The sequence below is a fragment of the Aeromonas sp. 19NY04SH05-1 genome (assembly GCF_040581895.1).
GTDB lineage: Bacteria > Pseudomonadota > Gammaproteobacteria > Enterobacterales > Aeromonadaceae > Aeromonas > Aeromonas enteropelogenes.
Genome location: NZ_CP095328.1, coordinates 3237716 through 3258082 on the forward strand (window position 1 = coordinate 3237716; position 20367 = coordinate 3258082).

18 protein-coding genes and 1 other annotated feature are annotated in these 20367 nt (G+C 59.7%); of the genes, 4 read left to right on the forward strand and 14 right to left on the reverse strand.

Annotated elements, in window-relative coordinates:
• Window positions 1–252: 252 nt before the first annotated feature.
• The 4 genes from thrC to MRK42_RS14825 form a co-directional block, all read right to left on the reverse strand.
• Entirely contained in the window at window positions 253–1527 is a 1275-nt protein-coding gene (thrC, locus tag MRK42_RS14810; RefSeq protein WP_338610744.1) for a threonine synthase, read from the reverse strand.
• Entirely contained in the window at window positions 1524–2504 is a 981-nt protein-coding gene (gene thrB / locus MRK42_RS14815; protein ID WP_338610746.1) for a homoserine kinase, read from the reverse strand. Before thrB ends, thrC begins: the two co-directional genes overlap by 4 nt.
• 2 nt (window positions 2505–2506) lie before the next feature.
• Window positions 2507–4966 carry a bifunctional aspartate kinase/homoserine dehydrogenase I gene (gene thrA, locus MRK42_RS14820; RefSeq protein WP_201978170.1) on the reverse strand — a complete coding sequence of 820 codons (2460 nt, stop codon included), beginning with the start codon at window positions 4964–4966 and terminating at the stop codon, window positions 2507–2509.
• 48 nt (window positions 4967–5014) lie between these two features.
• Window positions 5015–5147: a sequence feature (Thr leader region), on the reverse strand.
• Window positions 5148–5216: 69 nt separating this feature from the next.
• Window positions 5217–5909, reverse strand: coding sequence for a tRNA/rRNA methyltransferase (locus MRK42_RS14825; protein WP_026457392.1), 693 nt, complete (start codon window positions 5907–5909; stop codon window positions 5217–5219).
• A gap of 197 nt (window positions 5910–6106) precedes the next feature.
• Between MRK42_RS14825 and aceK the strand changes: the two genes are divergently transcribed.
• On the forward strand, window positions 6107–7834 hold the full coding sequence (gene aceK, locus MRK42_RS14830) for a bifunctional isocitrate dehydrogenase kinase/phosphatase (RefSeq protein ID WP_338610750.1): 1728 nt from the start codon (window positions 6107–6109) through the stop codon (window positions 7832–7834).
• Window positions 7835–7920: 86 nt separating this feature from the next.
• Here the strand turns inward: aceK and tesB are convergent, their stop codons facing one another.
• The 5 genes from tesB to MRK42_RS14855 all read right to left on the reverse strand — a co-directional run bounded on the left by tesB (window position 7921) and on the right by MRK42_RS14855 (window position 12194).
• On the reverse strand, window positions 7921–8787 hold the full coding sequence (gene tesB / locus MRK42_RS14835) for an acyl-CoA thioesterase II (RefSeq protein WP_338610752.1): 867 nt from the start codon (window positions 8785–8787) through the stop codon (window positions 7921–7923).
• A gap of 434 nt (window positions 8788–9221) precedes the next feature.
• Window positions 9222–10172 carry a transposase gene (locus MRK42_RS14840; protein WP_338610754.1) on the reverse strand — a complete coding sequence of 317 codons (951 nt, stop codon included), beginning with the start codon at window positions 10170–10172 and terminating at the stop codon, window positions 9222–9224.
• A 343-nt stretch (window positions 10173–10515) separates the two neighbouring features.
• Window positions 10516–11496 carry an IS5-like element IS5 family transposase gene (locus tag MRK42_RS14845; RefSeq protein ID WP_279458731.1) on the reverse strand — a complete coding sequence of 327 codons (981 nt, stop codon included), beginning with the start codon at window positions 11494–11496 and terminating at the stop codon, window positions 10516–10518.
• A gap of 123 nt (window positions 11497–11619) precedes the next feature.
• Window positions 11620–11910 (reverse strand): hypothetical protein, encoded by a 291-nt coding sequence (locus tag MRK42_RS14850; RefSeq protein WP_042027633.1) that lies wholly within the window; start codon window positions 11908–11910, stop codon window positions 11620–11622.
• Window positions 11910–12194: a hypothetical protein gene (locus tag MRK42_RS14855; protein WP_338610756.1), complete on the reverse strand. Its 285-nt coding sequence runs from the start codon at window positions 12192–12194 to the stop codon at window positions 11910–11912. Before MRK42_RS14855 ends, MRK42_RS14850 begins: the two co-directional genes overlap by 1 nt.
• Before the next feature lie 110 nt (window positions 12195–12304).
• Between MRK42_RS14855 and MRK42_RS14860 the strand changes: the two genes are divergently transcribed.
• On the forward strand, window positions 12305–13222 hold the full coding sequence (locus MRK42_RS14860; RefSeq protein WP_338610758.1) for an IS5 family transposase: 918 nt from the start codon (window positions 12305–12307) through the stop codon (window positions 13220–13222).
• A 240-nt stretch (window positions 13223–13462) separates the two neighbouring features.
• Here the strand turns inward: MRK42_RS14860 and rluB are convergent, their stop codons facing one another.
• The 5 genes from rluB to MRK42_RS14885 all read right to left on the reverse strand — a co-directional run bounded on the left by rluB (window position 13463) and on the right by MRK42_RS14885 (window position 17655).
• Window positions 13463–14386, reverse strand: a complete 924-nt coding sequence (rluB, locus tag MRK42_RS14865; protein ID WP_026458107.1) for a 23S rRNA pseudouridine(2605) synthase RluB — start codon at window positions 14384–14386, stop codon at window positions 13463–13465.
• A 96-nt stretch (window positions 14387–14482) separates the two neighbouring features.
• Window positions 14483–15085, reverse strand: a complete 603-nt coding sequence (gene scpB / locus MRK42_RS14870) for an SMC-Scp complex subunit ScpB (RefSeq protein ID WP_216994067.1) — start codon at window positions 15083–15085, stop codon at window positions 14483–14485.
• 86 nt (window positions 15086–15171) lie between these two features.
• Entirely contained in the window at window positions 15172–16056 is an 885-nt protein-coding gene (locus MRK42_RS14875) for a ScpA family protein (RefSeq protein ID WP_338610761.1), read from the reverse strand.
• Window positions 16049–16669, reverse strand: coding sequence for an L-threonylcarbamoyladenylate synthase (locus MRK42_RS14880; protein ID WP_026457056.1), 621 nt, complete (start codon window positions 16667–16669; stop codon window positions 16049–16051). The genes MRK42_RS14875 and MRK42_RS14880 overlap by 8 nt, the downstream gene beginning before the upstream one ends.
• Window positions 16670–16773: 104 nt before the next feature.
• The gene (locus MRK42_RS14885) at window positions 16774–17655 is read right to left on the reverse strand and encodes a PHP domain-containing protein (RefSeq protein WP_338610764.1); all 882 of its coding nucleotides are present in this window, start codon (window positions 17653–17655) and stop codon (window positions 16774–16776) included.
• A gap of 447 nt (window positions 17656–18102) precedes the next feature.
• Between MRK42_RS14885 and MRK42_RS14890 the strand changes: the two genes are divergently transcribed.
• The gene (locus MRK42_RS14890) at window positions 18103–19746 is read left to right on the forward strand and encodes an anthranilate synthase component 1 (protein WP_338610766.1); all 1644 of its coding nucleotides are present in this window, start codon (window positions 18103–18105) and stop codon (window positions 19744–19746) included.
• The gene (locus MRK42_RS14895) at window positions 19743–20360 is read left to right on the forward strand and encodes an aminodeoxychorismate/anthranilate synthase component II (protein WP_013723977.1); all 618 of its coding nucleotides are present in this window, start codon (window positions 19743–19745) and stop codon (window positions 20358–20360) included. The genes MRK42_RS14890 and MRK42_RS14895 overlap by 4 nt, the downstream gene beginning before the upstream one ends.
• Window positions 20361–20367: the final 7 nt, after the last annotated feature.

The window sequence follows — 20367 nt, forward strand, 5'->3', positions numbered from 1 at the left end:
CCAGAAACTGCAAACTGGCTACTTTTATATGGCAAGCCTCTTGTTCAGGCACGGCAATGCGTGACATCGGATTGCAAACCAAGAGCGGGGAGCAAGAGGAGGGCTAACAGATCACATCAATGACGGAGTTGTGATAAGACCTTCGCCAAATAACTTACGCCCCTTATCTGGTTGGCCAAGAGCTGTACCCACATAAAAAATCCCCCGCTCTTTGCAAAAAGGCGGGGGATTTTTTATTTCCTGTTCAACCCATTAGCCCAGCAAAAAAGCTCGCAGGGGGGCGAACTCCGCTGGCAGGTTGTGGGAGAGCAGCGGCAGCGCGGCATGCTTGGCAAGGGGCCCGGGTAGCGGCACATCCAGCCCCAGGATTTCGTCCACCGACTCCTTGAACTTGGCCGGGTGGGCGGTGCAGAGGAACACCCCTACCTCATCCTCGGCGAGCTGCTCGTTCAGCAGATCCCAGGCAATGGCACCGTGGGGCTCGCACAGGTAATCCTGCTGGTGCAGGCGTTTAAGCGCATCCCGAGTCTGGGCGTCATCACGCATGCCGGAGCCCAAGGTTTCCAGCGCCCAACCCTTGCGACGGCACAACTCCTCTACCCGCGGCCAGTTGTTGGGGCGGCTCACGTCCATGGCATTCGACAAGGTAGCGACCGTCTGGTGCGGATCCCACTGGCCGGTCTTGAGGTAGCGCGGTACGGTATCGTTGGCGTTGGTGGCGGCGATAAAGCGCTTGACCGGCAGCCCCAGCGCCTTGGCGATCAGCCCCGCGGTGAGGTTGCCAAAGTTGCCGGACGGCACGCTGATGACCGCCTTGGCGCGTTGGTCCTTCGGCAGTTGGGCCACGGCTTCGAAGTAGTAGCAGACCTGGGCCAGCAAGCGGCTGATATTGATGGAGTTGGCGGAGTTCAGACCAATCGCCTTTTTCAGCTCCTCATCGTCGAAGGATTGCTTCACCAGCGCCTGGCAGGCATCGAAGTCGCCGTCGATGGCGATGGTGCGGATGTTGCCCCCTAAGGTGCAGAACAGCGCCTCCTGCAGCGGGCTTATCTTGCCCTTGGGATAGAGGATCACCACCTCGATCCCCTCCAGACCATAGAAGGCGTGGGCCACGGCAGCGCCGGTGTCGCCGGAGGTGGCGGTGAGGATAGTGATCTTGTCGTTGGTTCTAAAGGCCGCGAGGCACTGGGCCATAAAGCGGCCGCCGAAGTCCTTGAACGCCAGGGTCGGGCCGTGGAACAGCTCGAGTGCATAAGTGCCATCTTTCAATTTGACCAGCGGCGCCGGGAAGGTGAAGGCGGCACTGACCAGCTCGTGCACCTTGGGCGCGGGCACTTCGTCCCCCAGCAGGTGGCTGAGAATGCGCGCCGAGCGCTCCACCAGCGGCAGATCGAGCAAGGCATCGACGTCCGCCAGCGGCTCGAGGGTTTCTGGAAAGAAGAGCCCCTGTTCGCGGCCCAGACCCTGACACACCGCCTGGGCGAAGCTCACCTGTTCACTCTTGTCCTTGATATTGTAAAGATTCATAGCTCGCTTCCTGTTACCCGTGCCCCGGCCATATCGAGTTTGCAAACCCGGGCGAATCCATCTTCATTGCGCACGAAATGCGCTTCCATCCAATCCTTCATCCGCTCGGCCTGGGCCAGCTCCTTCATCACCACAAACACGGTGGGACCTGAGCCCGAGATGCCGGTGGCCAGGGCCCCGTTCTGGGCCGCCTGGGCCCGCACCTCGTTGAAGCCTTCGATCAGCGCCGCGCGGTAGGGCTCGGCAATCACGTCTTTCAAGACGCTCGCAGCCAGCGGCTCCTGACCGGTGTAGCTGGCATGGACGAACGCAGCCAGCCGGCGGCCATAGGTGAGGCAGTCCTGACGACGATACTGAGCCGGCAGGATGGCGCGGGCGGCGGCGGTCGAGACCACAGTGCCCGGGTAGCAGACCACCCAGTACCACTCGTCAAACACCGGAATGCCCTGGCTGATAACGCCGCCCTCCTCCACCACCAGCTGCATGCCACCGAGATAACAGGGGGCCACGTTGTCGTAGTGAACGGAGCCGGAGATCTTGCCCTCCATCTCCCCCATCAGCAACAGTAATTCGTGCTCGCTCAATGGGTTGCCGTGAAAGGCGTTGAGCCCCTCGAGCGCCGCCACCACGCTGCAGGCGCTGGAACCGAGGCCCGATCCCACCGGCAGACTCTTCTCCAGCACCATCTCCAGCGGCTTGAGGCCAAAGCCGCGTTTTTCCAGCGCCTCGCCATAGGCGAGCCAGCAGTCATAGAGGATGTTCTTTTTGGGGTCATCCGGCAGCTTGTGGGCATAGCGGCCCACCGCCGAGAGGGCAAACGGCACTTCTGCCGATTTGACCTGGACCCTGTCTCCCAAAAGGGAACCATCCACGGGGGCGAGCGCCGCCCCCAACACATCGAATCCTACGCTCAGGTTGGCGCTGGAGGCCGGCGCATAGGCCACCACGCTCTCGTTTCGCTTCATCTCTGCGCTCATGCTTACAGCTCCTGCTTCCAGTTCTGGGTGCGCAGCACGTCGGCGAAGACGCCGGCGGCAGTCACCTCGGTACCGGCGCCGTAGCCACGCAGCACCAGCGGGATCGGCTGGTAATAGGTAGAGAAGAAGGCGAGCGCGTTCTCCCCGTCTTTTACCTTGAACAGCGGCTCGTCGGCACCGACCGCCTTGATGGCGACCTTGCACTTGCCACCCTCGATGGAACCCACATAGCGCAGCACCTTGCCTTCACTCTGGGCCAAGGCGAACTGATCGCGGAACCAGCCGTCAGCCTCGGGCAAACGGGCCATAAAGGCTTCCACGTCGCCGCTGACATCAAAGCCCGGTGGCAGGGCCTGCTCCACTTCCACGTCGGAGAGCTCCAGCGCCATGCCGGCTTCGCGAGCCAGAATGAGCAGCTTGCGCGCCACGTCCATGCCGTTGAGATCGTCGCGGGGATCCGGCTCGGTAAAGCCGTTGCCACGAGCAATCTTGGTCGCCTCGGAGAAGCTCATCCCCTCGTCCAGCTTGCCGAAGATAAAGGAGAGCGATCCGGACAGGATGCCATCGAAGGCGCGCAGCTTGTCGCCAGCCTTGATCAGGTTCTGCAGGTTCTCGATGACCGGCAGGCCGGCCCCCACGTTGGTTTCGTAGAGGAACTTGCGGCGAGTCTGGCGAGCGGTGCGGCGCAGCGCCTTGTAGTAATCAAGCGACCCTGTGTTGGCTTTCTTGTTCGGAGTGACCACGTGGAAACCGGCGGCCAGGAAGTCGGCATATTGCACCGCGATGGCTTCACTTGAAGTGCAATCGACGATCACCGGGTTGATGAGGTGACTGTCTTCCACCAGCTTCTGCACCGCTTCCAGGCTGAAGCTGTCACGGGCTTCCACCAGCTGCTCGCGCCAGTTGGCAAGATTGAGCCCATCCTTGTTGACCGCCATCTGGCGGCTGTTGGCAATACCCACTACCCGCAGGCCAGTGCCCTGCTCGGCCAGTACCGGCTGCTGGCGGGCAATCTGATCCACCAGGGCGGCGCCGACACCGCCGACTCCGACCACGAACAGATCGATGAACTGTTGGCTGCCAAAGAAGTTCTGGTGACACGCCTTGATGGCCTCCGCCACCTTGCCGGCACGCACCACGGCAGAGATGGAGCGCTCGCTGGAACCCTGCGCAATGGCGACGATATTGATGGAGGCTTGCGCCAGCGAGGTGAAGAAGCGCGCCGCCATCCCCTTGCTGGTGCGCATGCCATCACCGATGAGGGAGATGATGGCCAGATCCTGCATGATCTCGAGGGGATCGAGCAGCTGGTTCTTGAATTCCAGCTCGAACTCGCGCTCCAGCACCTTGCGGGTCTTGTCCAGATCGTAACTGTGGATACAGAAGCTGACACTGTACTCGGAAGATGACTGGGTGATGAGAACGATGCTGACCCCGGCGCGGGAAACGGCGGAGAAGATGCGACCCGCCATGCCCACCATGCCCTTCATGCCGGGGCCGGAGACGTTGAACATACACATGCCGGAGAGATCCGAGATGGCCTTCACTTTCAGATCATCATCCCCCTGCTCAACCCCGATCAGGGTGCCCGGCCCCTGGGGATTGAAGCTGTTCTTGATAAGGCAGGGGATGTGGAACTGGGCCACAGGGGCGATGGTTTTCGGGTGCAGCACCTTGGCGCCGAAGTAGGAGAGCTCCATCGCCTCCTTGTAGGAGAGGGTTTTCAGCAGATAGGCATCTGGCACCAGGCGCGGGTCGCAGTTGTAGCAACCTTCCACATCGGTCCAGATCTCGCAGCACTCGGCATCGACGCAGGCGGCCAGCACGGCGGCGGAGTAGTCGGAGCCGTTGCGCCCCAGCAGCACGGTTTCGCCCTTGTCGCTGCCACCGGTAAAGCCCGGCATCAGGTAGAGACAATCACTACGCAGTCCCTTGGCGGCAAAGCGCAGGCGGGAGGCTTCGATATCGACGTGAGCTTCCAGGTAGCCGCCATCGGTCACCAGCAGCTGCTCCGGCACGATGAGATCCAGCTCGAGGCCGCGCACCCGCAACAGCTCGTGCATAAAGGCGATGGAGAGATTTTCGCCCCGGCTCAGGATGCGAGCCTGCACGTTGTCCGGACACAGCCCCAGCAGGCGGATCCCCTGCATCAGCCGCTCCACCTGATCCAGCTCACTGGTCAGCCGGGCCTGCAGCGCCTTGTCATCCAGCGCCGGGTAGGCGGCCTTCAATCCGGCCAGCAGGCGGGAGAAGATACCGTTGATTTCAAACAGGGTATTGGTGGCATCCATGCCGCGACTGGTCTGCTCCACCAGGGCCACTAGGTGGTTGGTCACCTTGGCCGGTGCTGACAGCACCAGGGCGACCTGAGACTGGCCATGGGTATTCACCGCGATATCGGCTACCCGTAAAAAACGCTCTGCGTCGGCCAGTGACGAACCGCCAAACTTCAACACTCTCATCGCACTCTCTCCCTGTAATCCCTTGAAAAACGGTATGAAAATAACCCAACAAAAAAGGCCCGTACTGGGTGGGTACGGGCCTTTTCAGATTTCTGTGCTTGTTCGTCAGCGCATCAACCGGCCCCAGTGCCACCTGTGGTGGTACCGGTAATAATGGTGGTGGTGGTGATGTGGCTGAAAAGGGGCATGACGAACTCTCTTGAACGAAGCTGGCTTTTAGCAATACCGCGCCGGGCGCCCGGCTGTCAACCTAAACCTCTTGGCCAAACTTGCGGATCAGGTCTTTGCAGAGCAAATGGAGCATATTCAGATCCCGCTGCGGCAGCATGGGTACCCGGTCCATCACCCATTGATGCAGCTTTTCATCCTGTGAAACTCCGAGTTCACCCAGAATTTCTGCTGTTTTTTGTTTCAGCACACGAACCTGCCCAACGGTATCCCCTTTTTCTGCTATGGCCTCTGGCCCATCCAGCAGCTGACTCAGCTCGTAGGCATACAGCATGATCGCCTGACCGAGGTTCAGCGACGGATACCCCACCTTGAGGGGCAGGTAGCTGATGAGATCGACCTGGGCGAGCTGCTCGTTGGAAAGCCCCGACTCCTCGCAGCCAAACACGATGGCGACCTTGCGAAGCGATGACTTGGCGCGGATCTGATCGCGAATTTCCGCCGGAGTGAGGTAGTGCTGGTAGCGACCGCGCTGACGGGCTGTGGTGGCGATCACCAGATCCATGTCGGCCAGGGCCTCGGGCAGGGTGTCGAAGGCCTCGGCGTTGGTCAGAATCTCCTGCGCACCGTGCGCGACCCAGCCCGCCTCTTCCTCTTCGTGCACCCGGCTCGCCACCAGTCGCATGGCGTCAAAACCCATGGTTTTCATGGCGCGCGCGGCAGCCCCCACGTTCGCGGCGCGAGCGGGTGCCACCAGGACAAAATAGAGTTTCATTGGGTTTCCTCTTGGGCCGGGCCGAGCTGCGAAAACAGACGGCAAACAGTCGGTAAAACAGGGGCGCAATCTACCGTTTATCCCCGAAAATTGCCACTTGAACAGACGTTTGAATGTTGCCATAGTGGCCAGACGTGCGCAGAAAACGCGCACCTTTGCCCGCGCTATCGGCCCGACACAGCACAAGGAAGAGAGAGATGCCGCAGCCATTGGAACAGGCCGTCGCCGAGACCATCTTGCAACGCTTCGAGTCGTTTTACAGCCGCTTTCTCGAGATCACCCGCGGCAGCAAGAGCCGCTTCGAGAACAGTGACTGGCTGGGGGTCCAGCTCGCAGGACGAGAGCGGATCCGCCTCTATGATCACCATGTGGGTGCCACCGCCAGCTCCATCCGCCAGATGATGGGGGAGCATCACGCCACCCAGGCGCTGCTCAAACGGGTGAAGGGGGCCTTCAGCGACCTGCTGCCCCACTGCGAGAACTTCGAGGTGGCCGAGTCCTTCTTCAACTCCGTCTATCGCCGGATCTTTCGCCACCGCAACATCCGTGACGAGAACCTCTATATCCACCCGTTTCTCAGCCGAGGGGAGCACCCGGATCTGGGCAGCCTGCTGCGGGTCTATCGCACCGATCTGGCCCACCTGCCGCAGACCCTGAGCCAGCTCTTGGGGGATTACAGCTTCACCCTGCCCTATGAGGATAAACAGCGCGATATTGTCGACATCCACCACCATCTTGCCGAGAACGGTCCGCAAATCCTCCATGAGGAGCCCTTCACCATAGAGCTGCTCAAGGAGGTGTTCTATCGCAACAAGGGGGCCTATCTGGTGGGGCTTATCCGGGTGAAGGGACAGGTGTTGCCCTTTATCCTGCCCCTGCTCAGCACGGGCCAGAGCATCTATGTGGACACCGTCATCTTCGAGCCGGCCATCGCCTCCATCGTGTTCGGTTTCGCCCGCGCCTACTTCATGGTCTATGCCCCCGTGCCGGCACTATTCGTGATCTTCCTGCGCCAGATCATGCCCCACAAGGCGGACTACGAGATCTACAACGCCATCGGCTGCCAGAAGCACGGCAAGACCGAGCTCTATCGCCACTACCAGCAACATCTGGCCCAGAGCCGGGAGCAGTTCGTCATCGCCCCCGGCATCAAGGGAATGGTGATGAGCGTGTTTACCCTCCCCTCCTACGACGTGGTATTCAAGGTGATCAAGGACGAGTTCACCCCCCCCAAGGAGGTGAGCCACGCCCAGGTCAAAGAGAAGTACCGGCTGGTGAAACAGCACGATAGGGTCGGCCGCATGGCCGATACCCAGGAATTCACCAACTTCGAGTTCCCGCTGGAGCGCATTTCGCCGGAGCTGCTGGCCGAACTCAAGGCGGTGGCCCCCTCGACGCTCACCCTCACCAGTGACAAGCTGGTGATCAAGCACCTCTACACAGAGCGCAAGATGATCCCCCTCAACCTCTATCTGGACAAGGCAGATGAACAGCAGACCCGGCTCGCACTGGAGGAGTACGGCAACGCCATCAAGCAGCTGGCCGCGGCCAACATCTTCCCGGGGGACATGCTGTTCAAGAACTTTGGCGTGACCCGTCACGGCCGGGTGGTGTTCTACGACTACGACGAGATCTGCTACATGACGGAGTGCAACTTTCGCCAGATCCCGCCGCCGCGCTACCCGGAGGACGAGTGGAGCGCCGAGCCCTGGTACTCGGTGGCCCCCAACGACATCTTCCCCGAGGAGTTCGCCACCTTCTTGCTGCAAAAGCCCCAGGTGCGGGAGATCATGATGCAGCTGCACAAGGAGCTGTTCGATGCCAGCTACTGGCAAAAACTGCAGGGCAATATCAAGGAGGGGCTGTTCGAGGATGTCTACCCCTACCGGCGCAAGAAACGTTTCAAATACCAGCGCGGGGGATGACGGGGAGAGGCCCGCTCACTGTTCACGGCGATAACAGCAAGGGGGTGGCCATGCCACCCTCTTCTCTTTCCGGCCATTGACGACGCCTAGCTGCCGCGCCGGCGGATCACCCCTTCCTGCATGGTGCTGGCCACCAGCACCCCATCGCGGGTGAAGAACTGGCCGCGCACCAGGCCGCGCCCGCCGCTGGCGCTCGGGCTGTCCACCACGTAGAGCAGCCAGTCATCCAGCCTGAAATCGCGGTGGAACCACATGGAGTGGTCGATGGTGGCCACCTGCATGTCCGGCTCCCAATAGGAGACGCCGTGGGGCTGCAGGGCGGTGAACAGGAAGTGGAAATCGGAGGCATAGGCCAGCAGGTATTTGTGTACCCGCAAATCGTCCGGCATCTGGCCATTGGCCCTGAACCAGACGTGGCGCAGCGGCTCGTGCACATCGGGGCGGATCGGGTCGACCAGGGTCACAGGGCGAATTTCGATGGGCTTCTCGCACATGATCTTGTCCCGCAACGCCGGCGGGATCTGCTGCTCGTAGGGGCGCACCAGCTCCAGCTCGCTCTTGAGCTGCTCGGGAGGAGTGATCCCCGCCGGCATCTGCGCCTGGTGCTCGAACCCCTCGGCCTCAATCTGGAACGAGGCGTTGAGATAGAAGATGGGCTTGCCGCCCTGAATGGCCTTGACCCGGCGGGTGGAGACGGTCTGGCCATCGCGGATATTCTCCACGTCGTAGACGATGGGACGGTTGGCATCGCCGGGGCGCAGGAAGTAGGAGTGGAAACTGTGCACCTGACGATCGGCGGCCACTGTCTGCTTGGCGGCTGACAAGGCCTGCCCCATCACCTGTCCGCCAAACACGGCCCGCAGGCCGAGATCCTGGCTCTGGCCCCGAAACAGGCCCTCCTCGATTTTCTCGAGCGCCAGCAACGCCAACAGCTCGTCCAGTACCTTGCTCATGGTTCACTCCTCAATCAATGCCGCCAAGGCTAACAAGCCCGGCCACGCCGGGCAACCACCCTGATGCGCCTCCCCGGCAGAATCCCGTTCCCGACCTCCCCTCGCGCAAGGTAGAGGCGTAGGCCGACGTCCTCGCCCACAGAGAGACTACTCTGGCCCCCTCCCCTGACAAGGGGAGGGCTGGGGTGGGGTCAGACGTGATCAAGCCATAACAATTAGCATAACAATTAGGACACCCACATTTTTGAGTAAGCCACTATCAGGCTGCTTGCAGACACCTTGCAGACACAATGAGGGTGAGTGAATTCGAACTGACACCTGCAAAGTCAGCTAGTGAGAGAGATTTTCAGGTTTAGAAAGCAACAGCCCCTACACAGTCATTCACTGAACTGTGTGCAATACCCAGAGCTATCGACAGGGTGAACGCCAAGTAATCAAAGGCGTGGTTGATGGCATCGCCGCTGGCCACAATGGCGAGCAAACTGCTGGCATTGCTCTCTGTCTCCCACCACTCTGATCCCTTGTCGCCTAAACAGCGTCACCTGCTTCAACCAGCAGATAGCTTCAAGGCCCAGTCGCTCCAGAATAGGTCCAAGGTGAGCCGGAATATGACCACGCTTGTCGGACCGAATTGCACGACCTGTCCAATCAACCAACATTAGGTAGTCCGTGAAGGCATAGGGCAATTTTTCAGGCTTCCCCTGGCTGGCAAACGGCAGCAAAAGGGGTGGCAAAACCTCAGTCGTAGCAGGCTCGTCAAGGCGCTGCTTGATACTGGTGTAGTCACTCAGCTCTAGCCGCTCGGTCAACGCGGCTCGTATCGGATTGAGGTCAACATACGCCATACAGGCCAGCAAGGCTGATTCGGTGAGCAAAGCCTGACTCTTGAAGCGGCCCTCCCAGAAATGGCCTTTGCAACCATCTTCCCGATTGGCCTGACGGGCCAGATTTTCATTGAGTAGCCGAATAAACCAACTGATGGAGTGAAGCCGCTCCCGCCATTGGGCCAGCAATTGCTGCACAACAGCCAGTTCAGGCTCGATCAACATCTCCCCTTGATACCAACGCCTAACCAACAGCGGCCACTGGAAAAGCGCAGCCCAGCGCTCAGCCACCTCCCGCTTACTCCAGTTGGCTGCGGTATCGGGCTCCACCTTGAGCACCAGATGATAGTGATTGCTCATCACCGCATAAGCACAAATGCCGATAGCAAACAACCGCGATAGTTGCCCCAACTTGTCGACCACCCACTGACGCCGATGCTCGTAACTCTGGCCTGAATGGGCATCGTCACCACACAGGAAGGCTCGCCGCACACAGCGGCTGACCACGTGGTAGTAAGGCGTATCCTGCAAGCTGATTTGACGTGAACGGGCAATGGTCATGGCGCATCCCTCAACGGTGACCTCTCAAGTCAAGAACAGCACTACGCCACTGTCAAAAAGGTGGGTGTCCCAGATTTCCCAGATTTCGGGGCCACTATCGAAACGCTCAAGGCGTATGTCGCCTCGCAGAACACACCAGATTAGCTCCCCTTATATCCCCGCCCGATTGGGCGAGGGTTTACGGGGCATCTGCTAAGGAAAGTGCGAATAAGCAGGTCATTTCTTCCCAAGCTGGCTCGCTGATTAAAATTTCGCGGATCCGGGCCGATTGTTCTCCCGTAAACACCTCGAATTAGCCTATTTAGGCCGTTTTTTTCGCCATTCCTGGCGTTATTTCCGGTTTTTAGTGAGATCTCTCCCACTGACGTATCATCTGGTCCACCCGAAACAGGTTGGCCAGGGTGAATAACATCGCCAGTTGGTTATCGTTTTTCTGTAGCCCCTTGTATCTGGCTTTCACGAAGCCGAACTGCCGCTTGATGATGCGAAACGGGTGCTCCACTTTGGCCCGGATGCGGGCTTTCATGTATTCGATGTTGATGGCCGTTTTGTTCTTGCGTGGATGCTGTTTCAAGGTTCTTACCTTGCCGGGGCGCTCGGCGATCAGCCAGTCCACATCCACCTCGGCCAGCTCCTCGCGCTGTGGCGCCCCTTGGTAGCCGGCATCGGCTGAGACAAATTGCTCCTCTCCATGCAGCAGATTACCCAGCTGATTGAGGTCATGCTCGTTGGCCGCGGTGGTGACTAGGCTGTGGGTCAGGCCACTCTTGGCATCGACACCAATGTGGGCCTTCATGCCAAAGTGCCACTGATTGCCTTTCTTGGTCTGATGCATCTCCGGATCGCGTTGCTGCTCTTTGTTCTTGGTCGAGCTGGGTGCCTCAATGATGGTGGCATCGACCAAGGTGCCTTGAGTCATCATGACGCCTGCTTCGGCCAGCCAGCGATTGATGGTCTTGAACAATTGGCGGGCCAGTTGATGCTGCTCCAGCAGGTGGCGGAAATTCATGATGGTGGTGCGGTCCGGCAAGGCGCTATCCAGGGATAACCGGGCAAACAGACGCATGGAGGCGATTTCGTACAGAGCATCTTCCATCGCGCCATCGCTCAGGTTGTACCAATGCTGCATGCAGTGAATGCGTAGCATGGTTTCCAGCGGATAAGGTCGCCGGCCATTACCAGCCTTGGGGTAAAACGGCTCGATGACTTCCACCATGTTTTGCCATGGCAGAATCTGCTCCATGCGGGACAAGAAAATCTCTTTTCTGGTCTGACGGCGCTTACTGCTGAATTCACTGTCGGCGAAGGTGAGTTGATGACTCATGATGGCCCTCGGAAATGCGGCTCCGGATGAACATTATGATCTCATATCACAGACTTGTTCGCACCTTCCCTAACTAAAAAAGTGGGTGTCCCAGAATTTCGATGGTATATTCTCGGCGCTCAATTAAATTTTGTAATCTACGGACCGAAGTATCTCAAGAAAGCGCTGGTAGGCGGTTGGGTCTGCCTCTACCAATCCATCAAGAATATCCTCTTCAATCAATGGTTTATAAAAAACACCATCATCCATATATATATAGTCATTTCCTAATTCTGGATCTAACACCTCAACTTCACTTGCATCGTATGCAAGCAAACCATCATATCCTTTTGAAAGGCCATAAAAATATGTTTTGCCATGGAGCCAATAAATAGCAAAAACGGCCACTTCTGTTTCTGATTTCTTTATTTTCATTAGTCACCTTTCATAATTGAATTGCCTGGCTGAAGATTATTTCGCTCTGGTGTTGTTATCTTCATATCGTAAGCCTTACCAGTATTAAAGTTATACTGGTAGTGAATTGTTATGTTGGTTCCATCAGGCAACTGGTGTGTAGCTTGCATTTTCTGAAAACCAGCATCAGCAGGGAAACGAAGATCTTTATTCATACCTTTTAGTGGCTGACCCAAGGACGGGGCATCAATAACTACATTCCAGAGTACTTGCTCATTCAGATTACGTGGAGCAGTAAATTGCACACCTGGCTTAGCTGTAGAGATAGGCGTTGTTGCCCAAATCGATACAGCTTGAATGGAACTAACTGAGGACTTGGTGATCTGATCACCACCATCCTTTTCAAGTCTGCATCATGGGCACGTCGCTTCACCCCATCACCAACTGGCCTAAATACAACAAGTCTTTGATTAATCGTGGTTCACTCACCTTCTGGGTTGATGCCGATGCCATGAGCAACTGGTTTCACCACGACCATCATGGGCGGCGGGGCCGCAGCCAGCTTTACACTGACCAGACCATCTGTACCTTCCTGATGCTCAAGGGGATTTTCAGCCTCACTCTGCGGGCCACCCAGGGACTACTCGACTCCCTGTTCGAGTTGATGAACGTACCGCTTTGTGCCCCCGATTACAGCTGTGTCTGCAAGCGGGCCCGCACGGTGACAGTGGCCTATCGGCAGCCCTCAAAGGGACGCATTACCGACTTGGTTATCGACTCAACCGGTCTGAAGGTGTTTGGTGAAGGCGAGTGGAAGGTCAGAAAACACGGCACCGAGAAACGGCGAGTCTGGCGCAAGTTGCATCTGGCGGTAGACCCAGTGACCCACGATATCGTGGCGGCGGAAGTCTCGCTGGAAAATGTCCATGATGCCGAGGTGTTGCCCACCTTGCTCAACCCTCTGCGGCGTAAGCTGGGACATGTTTATGCGGATGGAGCTTATGACAGCAAAGCCAACCATCAGCTTATCTCGCGCAAAGGGGCGACAGCCTGTATCCCGCCTCGCAAGAGCGCGGGGTTATGGAAAAAGGGACACCCAAGAAATGACGCTGTGCTGGTGATGCGCAAGGAAGGGCTGGCGCACTGGAAGAAGATATCGGGGTATCACCGTCGCTCGCTGGCAGAGACGGCGATGTATCGCTTCAAGCAGTTGCTGGCGGGGAAAATCAGTCTGCGTAACTACAATGGTCAGGTGGGAGAAGTCATGGCGTATGTAAGTGCCATAAACAAGTTGAATACCCTGGGCCTACCTGTCAGAAAGCCTCGAGTGTAGCGGTCACCCAGAGCTGGGGAAATCATGGCTTGCTGGCTGATTTGGGAAACAACGCCGTAGAGATAGCTTCTGCAACCAATTACTGGGACAGCCATCTTTCTGACAAAGGCATAACATCACCAGTATATCCGACAGGAGCCGCTGCCGGACACTGAAAAAAAGCCCGCACCATGGGGTGCGGGCTTTTATAACTGCTGGTGACACCGGTAGCTGACGGGCCACCTGCGCTATGACGGGTGCTTATTTGCTGCCGGTACCCGAGTTGCGGGTAGAGGAGGTCGGCTTGCGACGGGCGGTGGTGGCGCGGGCGCGCGGCTCCTTGCCCTGCATCTCCTTGTGGCGCTTGACGGCGCGGCGGATCTGGGCGGCCTGCTTGTGACGGCTGCTCTTGCCATCTTGCTGCAGATCGACCTTGGATTCGGTCTCCGGCGGCAGATTGACCAGGCCGCGCAGGTAGTTCACCTCGGGGAGTTTGAGCTCCTGCCAGCCACCGCGCGGGATGGCGCGATCCAGCTTCACATCGCCGTAGCGGATCCGCATCAGGCGGCTCACCTGCACTTCCTGGGATTCCCACAGGCGGCGCACTTCACGGTTGCGCCCCTCGGTCAGGGTGACGTTGAACCACTGGTTCAGCCCCTCGCCGCCAGCCGGCTTGATCTTGTTGAACTTGGCCATGCCGTCTTCCAGCTGCACGCCCTTGCGCAGGCGCTGCAGCATGGCTTCGGTGATCTCGCCAAAGACCCGCACCGCGTATTCCCGCTCCACTTCGTGGCTCGGGTGCATCAGCCGGTTGGCCAGTTCACCATCGGTGGTGAACAGCAAGAGGCCGGAGGTGTTGACGTCGAGGCGGCCGACTGCAATCCAGCGGGCCCCTTCCATCTTGGGCAGACGATCAAACACGGTGGGACGACCTTCCGGATCGTGACGGGTACACATCTCCCCTTCCGGCTTGTGGTAAGCCAGCACGCGGCAGATCACTTCCTCTGCGGCACGGGTCTTGACCTGGTGACCATCCACCCGGATCACGGCGTTCACTTCGACGCGATCCCCCAGTGTGGCGACCTTGCCATCCACACTGACCCGACCTGCGGTGATCAGGGCCTCCATCTCACGACGGGAGCCGTGACCCGCGCGGGCCAACACTTTTTGCAGTTTTTCACTCATCGGGGTTACCTGATTGTTGATCGCTGCCCACCGGCATGGGGGCAACGGTTGTCACTGTGGCGGGGCCCTTCGGGCAGTCCGCCACCGTTTGCATGATTAAGAGACCCGGTCAGCATTTTTGTCGCCGACATCAGGCTCGCTCCCCTCATCCACCATGGTGGCCAACGAGGGTTGCAGTTCGGGATCCAGCTCGGGGAGCTGCTCCAGACCCTGCAGGTTGAAATAGTCCAGAAATGCCCGGGTGGTGGCAAGCAGCTCGGGGCGCCCCACCACCTCCTTGTGGCCGATGCTGCGCACCCAGCCACGATCCTTGAGCGTGTTCACTATCTGGCTCGACACCGCTACCCCGCGGATCGCCTCGATCTCGGCCCGGGTGATGGGTTGACGATAGGCGATCAGCGTCAGCGTCTCCATCACGGCGCGCGAATAGCGCGGGGCCCGCTCGCTCCACAGGCGCGAAAGCTCCTCGGCGTAATCCTGGCGGGCCTGAAAGCGCCAGCCGGAGGCGACCTCCTTGAGCTCCACTCCACGCTCGCTGTAATCCTGCTTGAGCTCCGCCAGCAGCAGCTGCACGTAGCGGGTGGTGACAGGATAGTCGGCCAGCACGCTGTTTTTCAGCTCGCTGATATTGAGCGGGCGCCCCGCGACAAACAGGGCGGCCTCGATCAGCGTCTTGAGTCGTTCAGTGGGCAGCGCCACGGTTGCCCTCCTCGCTCTGCTCGGCCAACGCGAAATGGAGCTTGTCCCAGCGGCGCTGGCTACCACTGAGCAAACAGGGCACGAGCTCAATGGGTCTGTTCACTTGTCACGCTCTCTTCTGCCGCCAACGCGAAATGGATTGGACCCAGTGGTTCTGCCTGCAGGATCCAGATCAGTTGCTCCTTGCACAGCTCCAGCAGGGCCAGAAACGTCACCAGTACCCCCATGCGCCCCTCTTCGGCCCGCAGCACCTGTTCAAGGCGCAGGGTCTGGCCTAGGGAGAGCATGGCGAGGATCTCCGCCATCCGCACCCGGGTCGGGATCTGCTCACGGCGGATCTGGTGATGTTCAAAATGAGTCGCGCGTTTTACCACACTTTGCATGTAAAGGGCGAGCTCAACCAGCGAAACATCGGGAGTCAGCGGCTTGAGGGAGCCAAAATCCGGCGGCAGAGCGGTGGCGATAAAGATCTCCCGCTCCACCCTTGGCAGCGCGTCCACCCGCTCGGCGCCGACCTTGTAACGCTCATACTCCTGCAGGCGGCGGATCAGGGTGACGCGGGGATCTTCCCCCTCTTCCTCATCCTCCAGCTCGGGCGCCTTGGGCAGCAGCAGGCGGGATTTTATCTCCGCCAGCCAGGCTGCCATCAGCAGGTACTCGGCCGCCAGCTCCAGATTGAGCCCCTGCATCAGCTCCACGTACTCCATGTACTGGGCGGTGATCTGCAGGATCGGCAGGTTGAGGATATCGAGCTGCTGGCGCCGGATGAGGTAGAGCAAGAGATCGAGCGGCCCCTCGAAGGTATCGAGGAATACCTCCAGCGCATCGGGCGGAATGAACAGATCCTGGGGCAGCTCGTGATAGGGCTGCCCCAGGACTTTCGCGATGGGGGTGAGGAGTGCTGCCCCCTCCCCCGTCTCGCCGGGAATCGTCGTGGCCGTCACGGACACGGGTTCAGCGGTCTCACTCAAACGGAGTCGGATCCCCGGCACCGCGACGACGCAGCACAGGCTCGTCGTCGGAGAAGTCCACGACCGTGGTGGGCTGCTCGCCCAGATAACCGCCGTTGACCACCAGATCCACCTGCTTGCCCAGCTTGTCGAAGATCTCCTCGGGGTCGAACTCCGCCATCTCGGAATCGGGCAGGATCAGGGTGGTGGAGAGCAGCGGCTCACCGAGGGCTTCGAGCAGCGCCTGTGCGATCTTGTTGTCCGGTACCCGGATGCCGATGCTCTTCTTCTTCTCGTTCATCAGACGACGCGGCACCTCCTTGGTGGCCTTGAAGATGAAGGTATAGGCGCCCGGGGTGTTGTTCTTGATCAGGCGAAACGCGCTGTTGTCCACCTTGGCGTAGGTGGCGATCTCGGAGAGATCCCGGCACACCAGGGTGAAGTCGTGGTTGGGATCGATGCGACGGATGCGACAGATGCGCTCCAGCGCTCCCTTGTCACCCATCTGGCAGCCCAGGGCATAGCCGGAATCGGTGGGATAGACGATGACACCGCCGTTTTGCAGAATTTGCACCGCCTGGCTGACGAGACGCGCCTGGGGGTTTTCCGGATGTACGTAAAAGTGCTGACTCATAACATGTTCTCGCAATGGGGGCAGCAACATCTGCCCGCTTGATGGTCATGGACGCAACCCCATGACACTACCTTAATCTGTTTGGCGTTGCGGCGCCCGCTTCATTAACGGCTGGCCAACAGGCCGGCATGCTCCTCGGCGCTCAGGCCGAAGTGGCCGGGATAGGCCAGCCAGAGCGGCGTGCCCTCCTTGGGCAGCCAGAGGTGGCGGCCAAGCTCGGTCCAGTTGGAGGGGAAGTGAAAATCGGACCCCACCGAAATATAGAGATCCTGATCTTTCGCCCACTGTCCAAGATTGGCTCGCTCCTGGGGGCTCTGCTGGGGCAGCGAGACCTCCATGGCGTCACCACCTGCGGCCTTGAAGGCCACCAGCAACCGCTTGATCCACTTGGCGGTGAGATCGTAGCGGCTCGGGTGGGCCAGCACCGCCAGTCCGCCGGCATCGTGAATGACGGCGATGGCATCGCGCATCTCGGGCCACTCGGCCGGCACATAGCCCTTGTTGCCGCGGCTCAGGTACTTTTTGAATACCTTTTGCATGTTGTCGGCTACCCCGCGTGCCACCAGCACCCGGGCGAAATGGGCCCGGGTCACGGCGGCGTCGCCAGCCAGCTGCTTGGCCTCTTCATAGGTGCCGGGGATGAGGCACTTCTCCAGACGACGCCCTATCTCCTCGGCACGGGCCTCGCGGCGAGCCTGTTGCCCGCGCAAAAATTCCACCAGACGTGAATTTTTTTCATCCACGCCCAGGGCCACGATATGGATCTCGTGGTGCTCCCAACCGGTGGAGATCTCGACCCCGCTCACCAGCCGAAGCGGCAGTTGCTCGGCGGCGATGGTCTGGCGCACCTCATCAAGCCCGGCAAGGGTATCGTGGTCAGTAATTGCTAACACCTCCACCTGTTTTTCGGCGGCGCGGCGCACCAGTTCGGCCGGGCTCAGCACCCCGTCGGAGGCCGTGGTATGGCAGTGAAGATCGAATCTCATCAGATTATTCCGCTCTCGTGGTCAGGTCACTGTTTGTAGTAATTCGGTGAAAGAAGGCTAAAAAGCGACTTGACTTGGCCGCGGCTTTATCGTTTTCTGTAGGCACTTCATTGCAAACATCTTTTTACAGGAATTTATCATGCAAACGACTTCCATCCTGACCATTTGGTGGTGGCACACTCCCTGACATGCGGGCGTGTGGTCGTTGCTGTACCTGTAATCTGACAGCAAACAAAGAACCAAAGAAAAAGCCCGCTGACCCCAGCGGGCTTTTTTATTATCCGGCAAATGGACCTGTGATGAAACCGAGAATTCAGACAAGCATACCGACCTGGCGATGGCGCCCCTGACAAGCGCAACCAGACCCATTCAATTTCAAAGGCATTTTTCAAAGGTATTAGACGTCATGAACATCGGTAACACGCATCACACGCAAGGGAACGCACTATGACAGCCACGTATCGCCTGCCACTGGGTGAATTCGATACCCTCAAGTTAAACGCCCCCTATGTGGCCGACCCGCTGGCGCTCTACAGCCAGCTCTGTCAGGGCCGCCCCAACAACCTGCTGCTGGAATCGGTGGAGATCGACTCCAAGGCGGGCAAACAGAGTCTGCTGCTGGTGGATGCCTGCCTGCGCATCGAGTGTCGTGGCCGCACCGTGCGGGTACGCAGCCTCAATGACAACGGCGTCCAGCTGCAGCGCCTGCTGAGCGAGCTCCTCAGCACCGCCATCAAACAGAGCGAGGTGGCTGGCGAGCTGCAACTCGACTTCCCGGCATCGGATCGGGCGCTTGATGAAGACAGCCGCCTCAAGGGCACCAGCGTGCTGGACGTGCTGCGCACCCTGCAGCAAGAGCTTGGGTGCGAGCAGGGCAAAGAGGCGCTCTTTATGGCGGGCAGTTTTGCCTACGACCTCATCGCCTCTTTTGAGGATCTACCGGAGGTCCCCGAGGGGAGCAACGACTGCCCCGACTACTGCTTTTATGTGGCCGAGACACTCATCACCATCGACCATATCGATCGCACCACGGCGCTGCTCGCCTGCATCTTTGGCGGCAACAGCGACGAGCGCGAGCTGGATGAGCGCTACAACCGCCTGAGCGATCGCCTCGAGCAGTTCAAGCTGGCCTGCCAGCAGGCGGCCGAGCGGGCACTCGCTCCCCAGCCCCCGGTCGAGGGCATTCATGGCGGCATGCAGGTGGACAAGAGCGACAAGCAGTTTTGCGCCGAGGTGGAGAAGCTCAAGGGATTTATCCGCCGCGGCGACATCTTCCAGGTGGTGCCGTCACGCTGCTTCTCCCTGCCCTGCCCCAGCCCCATCGCCGCCTATCGCCGCCTCAAGCAGACCAACCCCAGCCCCTACATGTTCTACGTGCAGGATGAGGGCTTCACCCTGTTTGGCGCCTCCCCCGAGAGCGCGGTGAAGTTCTGCGCTACCAGCCGCGACGTGGAGATGTACCCCATTGCCGGCACCCGCCGCCGCGGCTTCAATCCGGATGGCAGCATCAACCGGGATCTCGATGGCCGCATCGAGCTGGAACTGCGTCAGGACGAGAAAGAGGTGGCCGAGCACCTGATGCTGGTGGATCTGGGCCGCAACGACATCGCCCGCATCTCGGAGCCCGGCACCCGCTACGTCAAAGAGCTGCTGAAAGTGGATCGCTACAGCCATGTGATGCACCTGGTCTCCAAGGTGGTCGGCACATTGCGCGCAGATCTGGACGCCCTGCACGCCTATCAGGCCTGCATGAACATGGGCACCCTCACCGGCGCCCCCAAGATCCGCGCCAGCGAGCTTATTCGCATGGTGGAAGGCAAGCGCCGCGGCAGCTACGGCGGCGCGGTCGGCTACATCAACGGCGCCGGCGAGATGGATACCTGCATCGTCATTCGCTCCGCCTTTGTCAAAGAGGGTGTGGCCCATGTGCAAGCCGGTGCCGGCGTGGTCTATGACTCCAAACCCCAGGCCGAAGCGGACGAGACCCGCGCCAAGGCGGCCGCCGTGCTGGCCGCCATCGCAGCCAGCCATGGCACCTCTCTGCAAGCCCTGAGCGCCCAGCAGGAGCAACATAAGGACGTGAGCCAATGAGTACCGGATCAACAGCCACTAATATCTTCCTGCTCGACAACTTCGACTCCTTTACCTACAACCTCGTCGACCAGTTCCGCTCCCTCGGCTATCCGGTGCGGATCTACCGCAACAGCCTGCCGGCTAGCCGCATCATGAGCGAGATTGCCGCCTGTGAAGGGGACGCCGTGCTGGTGCTCTCGCCGGGGCCGGGCGCCCCCCACGAGGCGGGCTGCCTGATTGATCTGATCAAGCTGGCCCGCGGTCAGGTGCCCATCCTCGGCATCTGCCTCGGCCATCAGGCCCTGTGCGAAGCGTACGGCGGCACCGTCGGCGCGGCAGGCGAAATTGTCCACGGCAAGCGTTCGCTGATTGAGCACAACGGCCACGGCGCCTTCGCCGGTCTGCCGAGCCCGCTGCCGGTGGCCCGCTATCACTCGCTGGTTGCCACCTATGTACCGGAAGAGCTGACGGTGATTGCCCACTATCAGGGCATGCCCATGGCCATCGAGCAGCAGGATGAGCGGGTGCTGGGCTTCCAGTTCCATCCCGAATCCATCATGACCTCGGAAGGGGCCCGTCTGCTGACCCAGGCGCTCGCCCATATCACCCGTCCAGAAAGCAGCGTGCGGTAAGGAGACC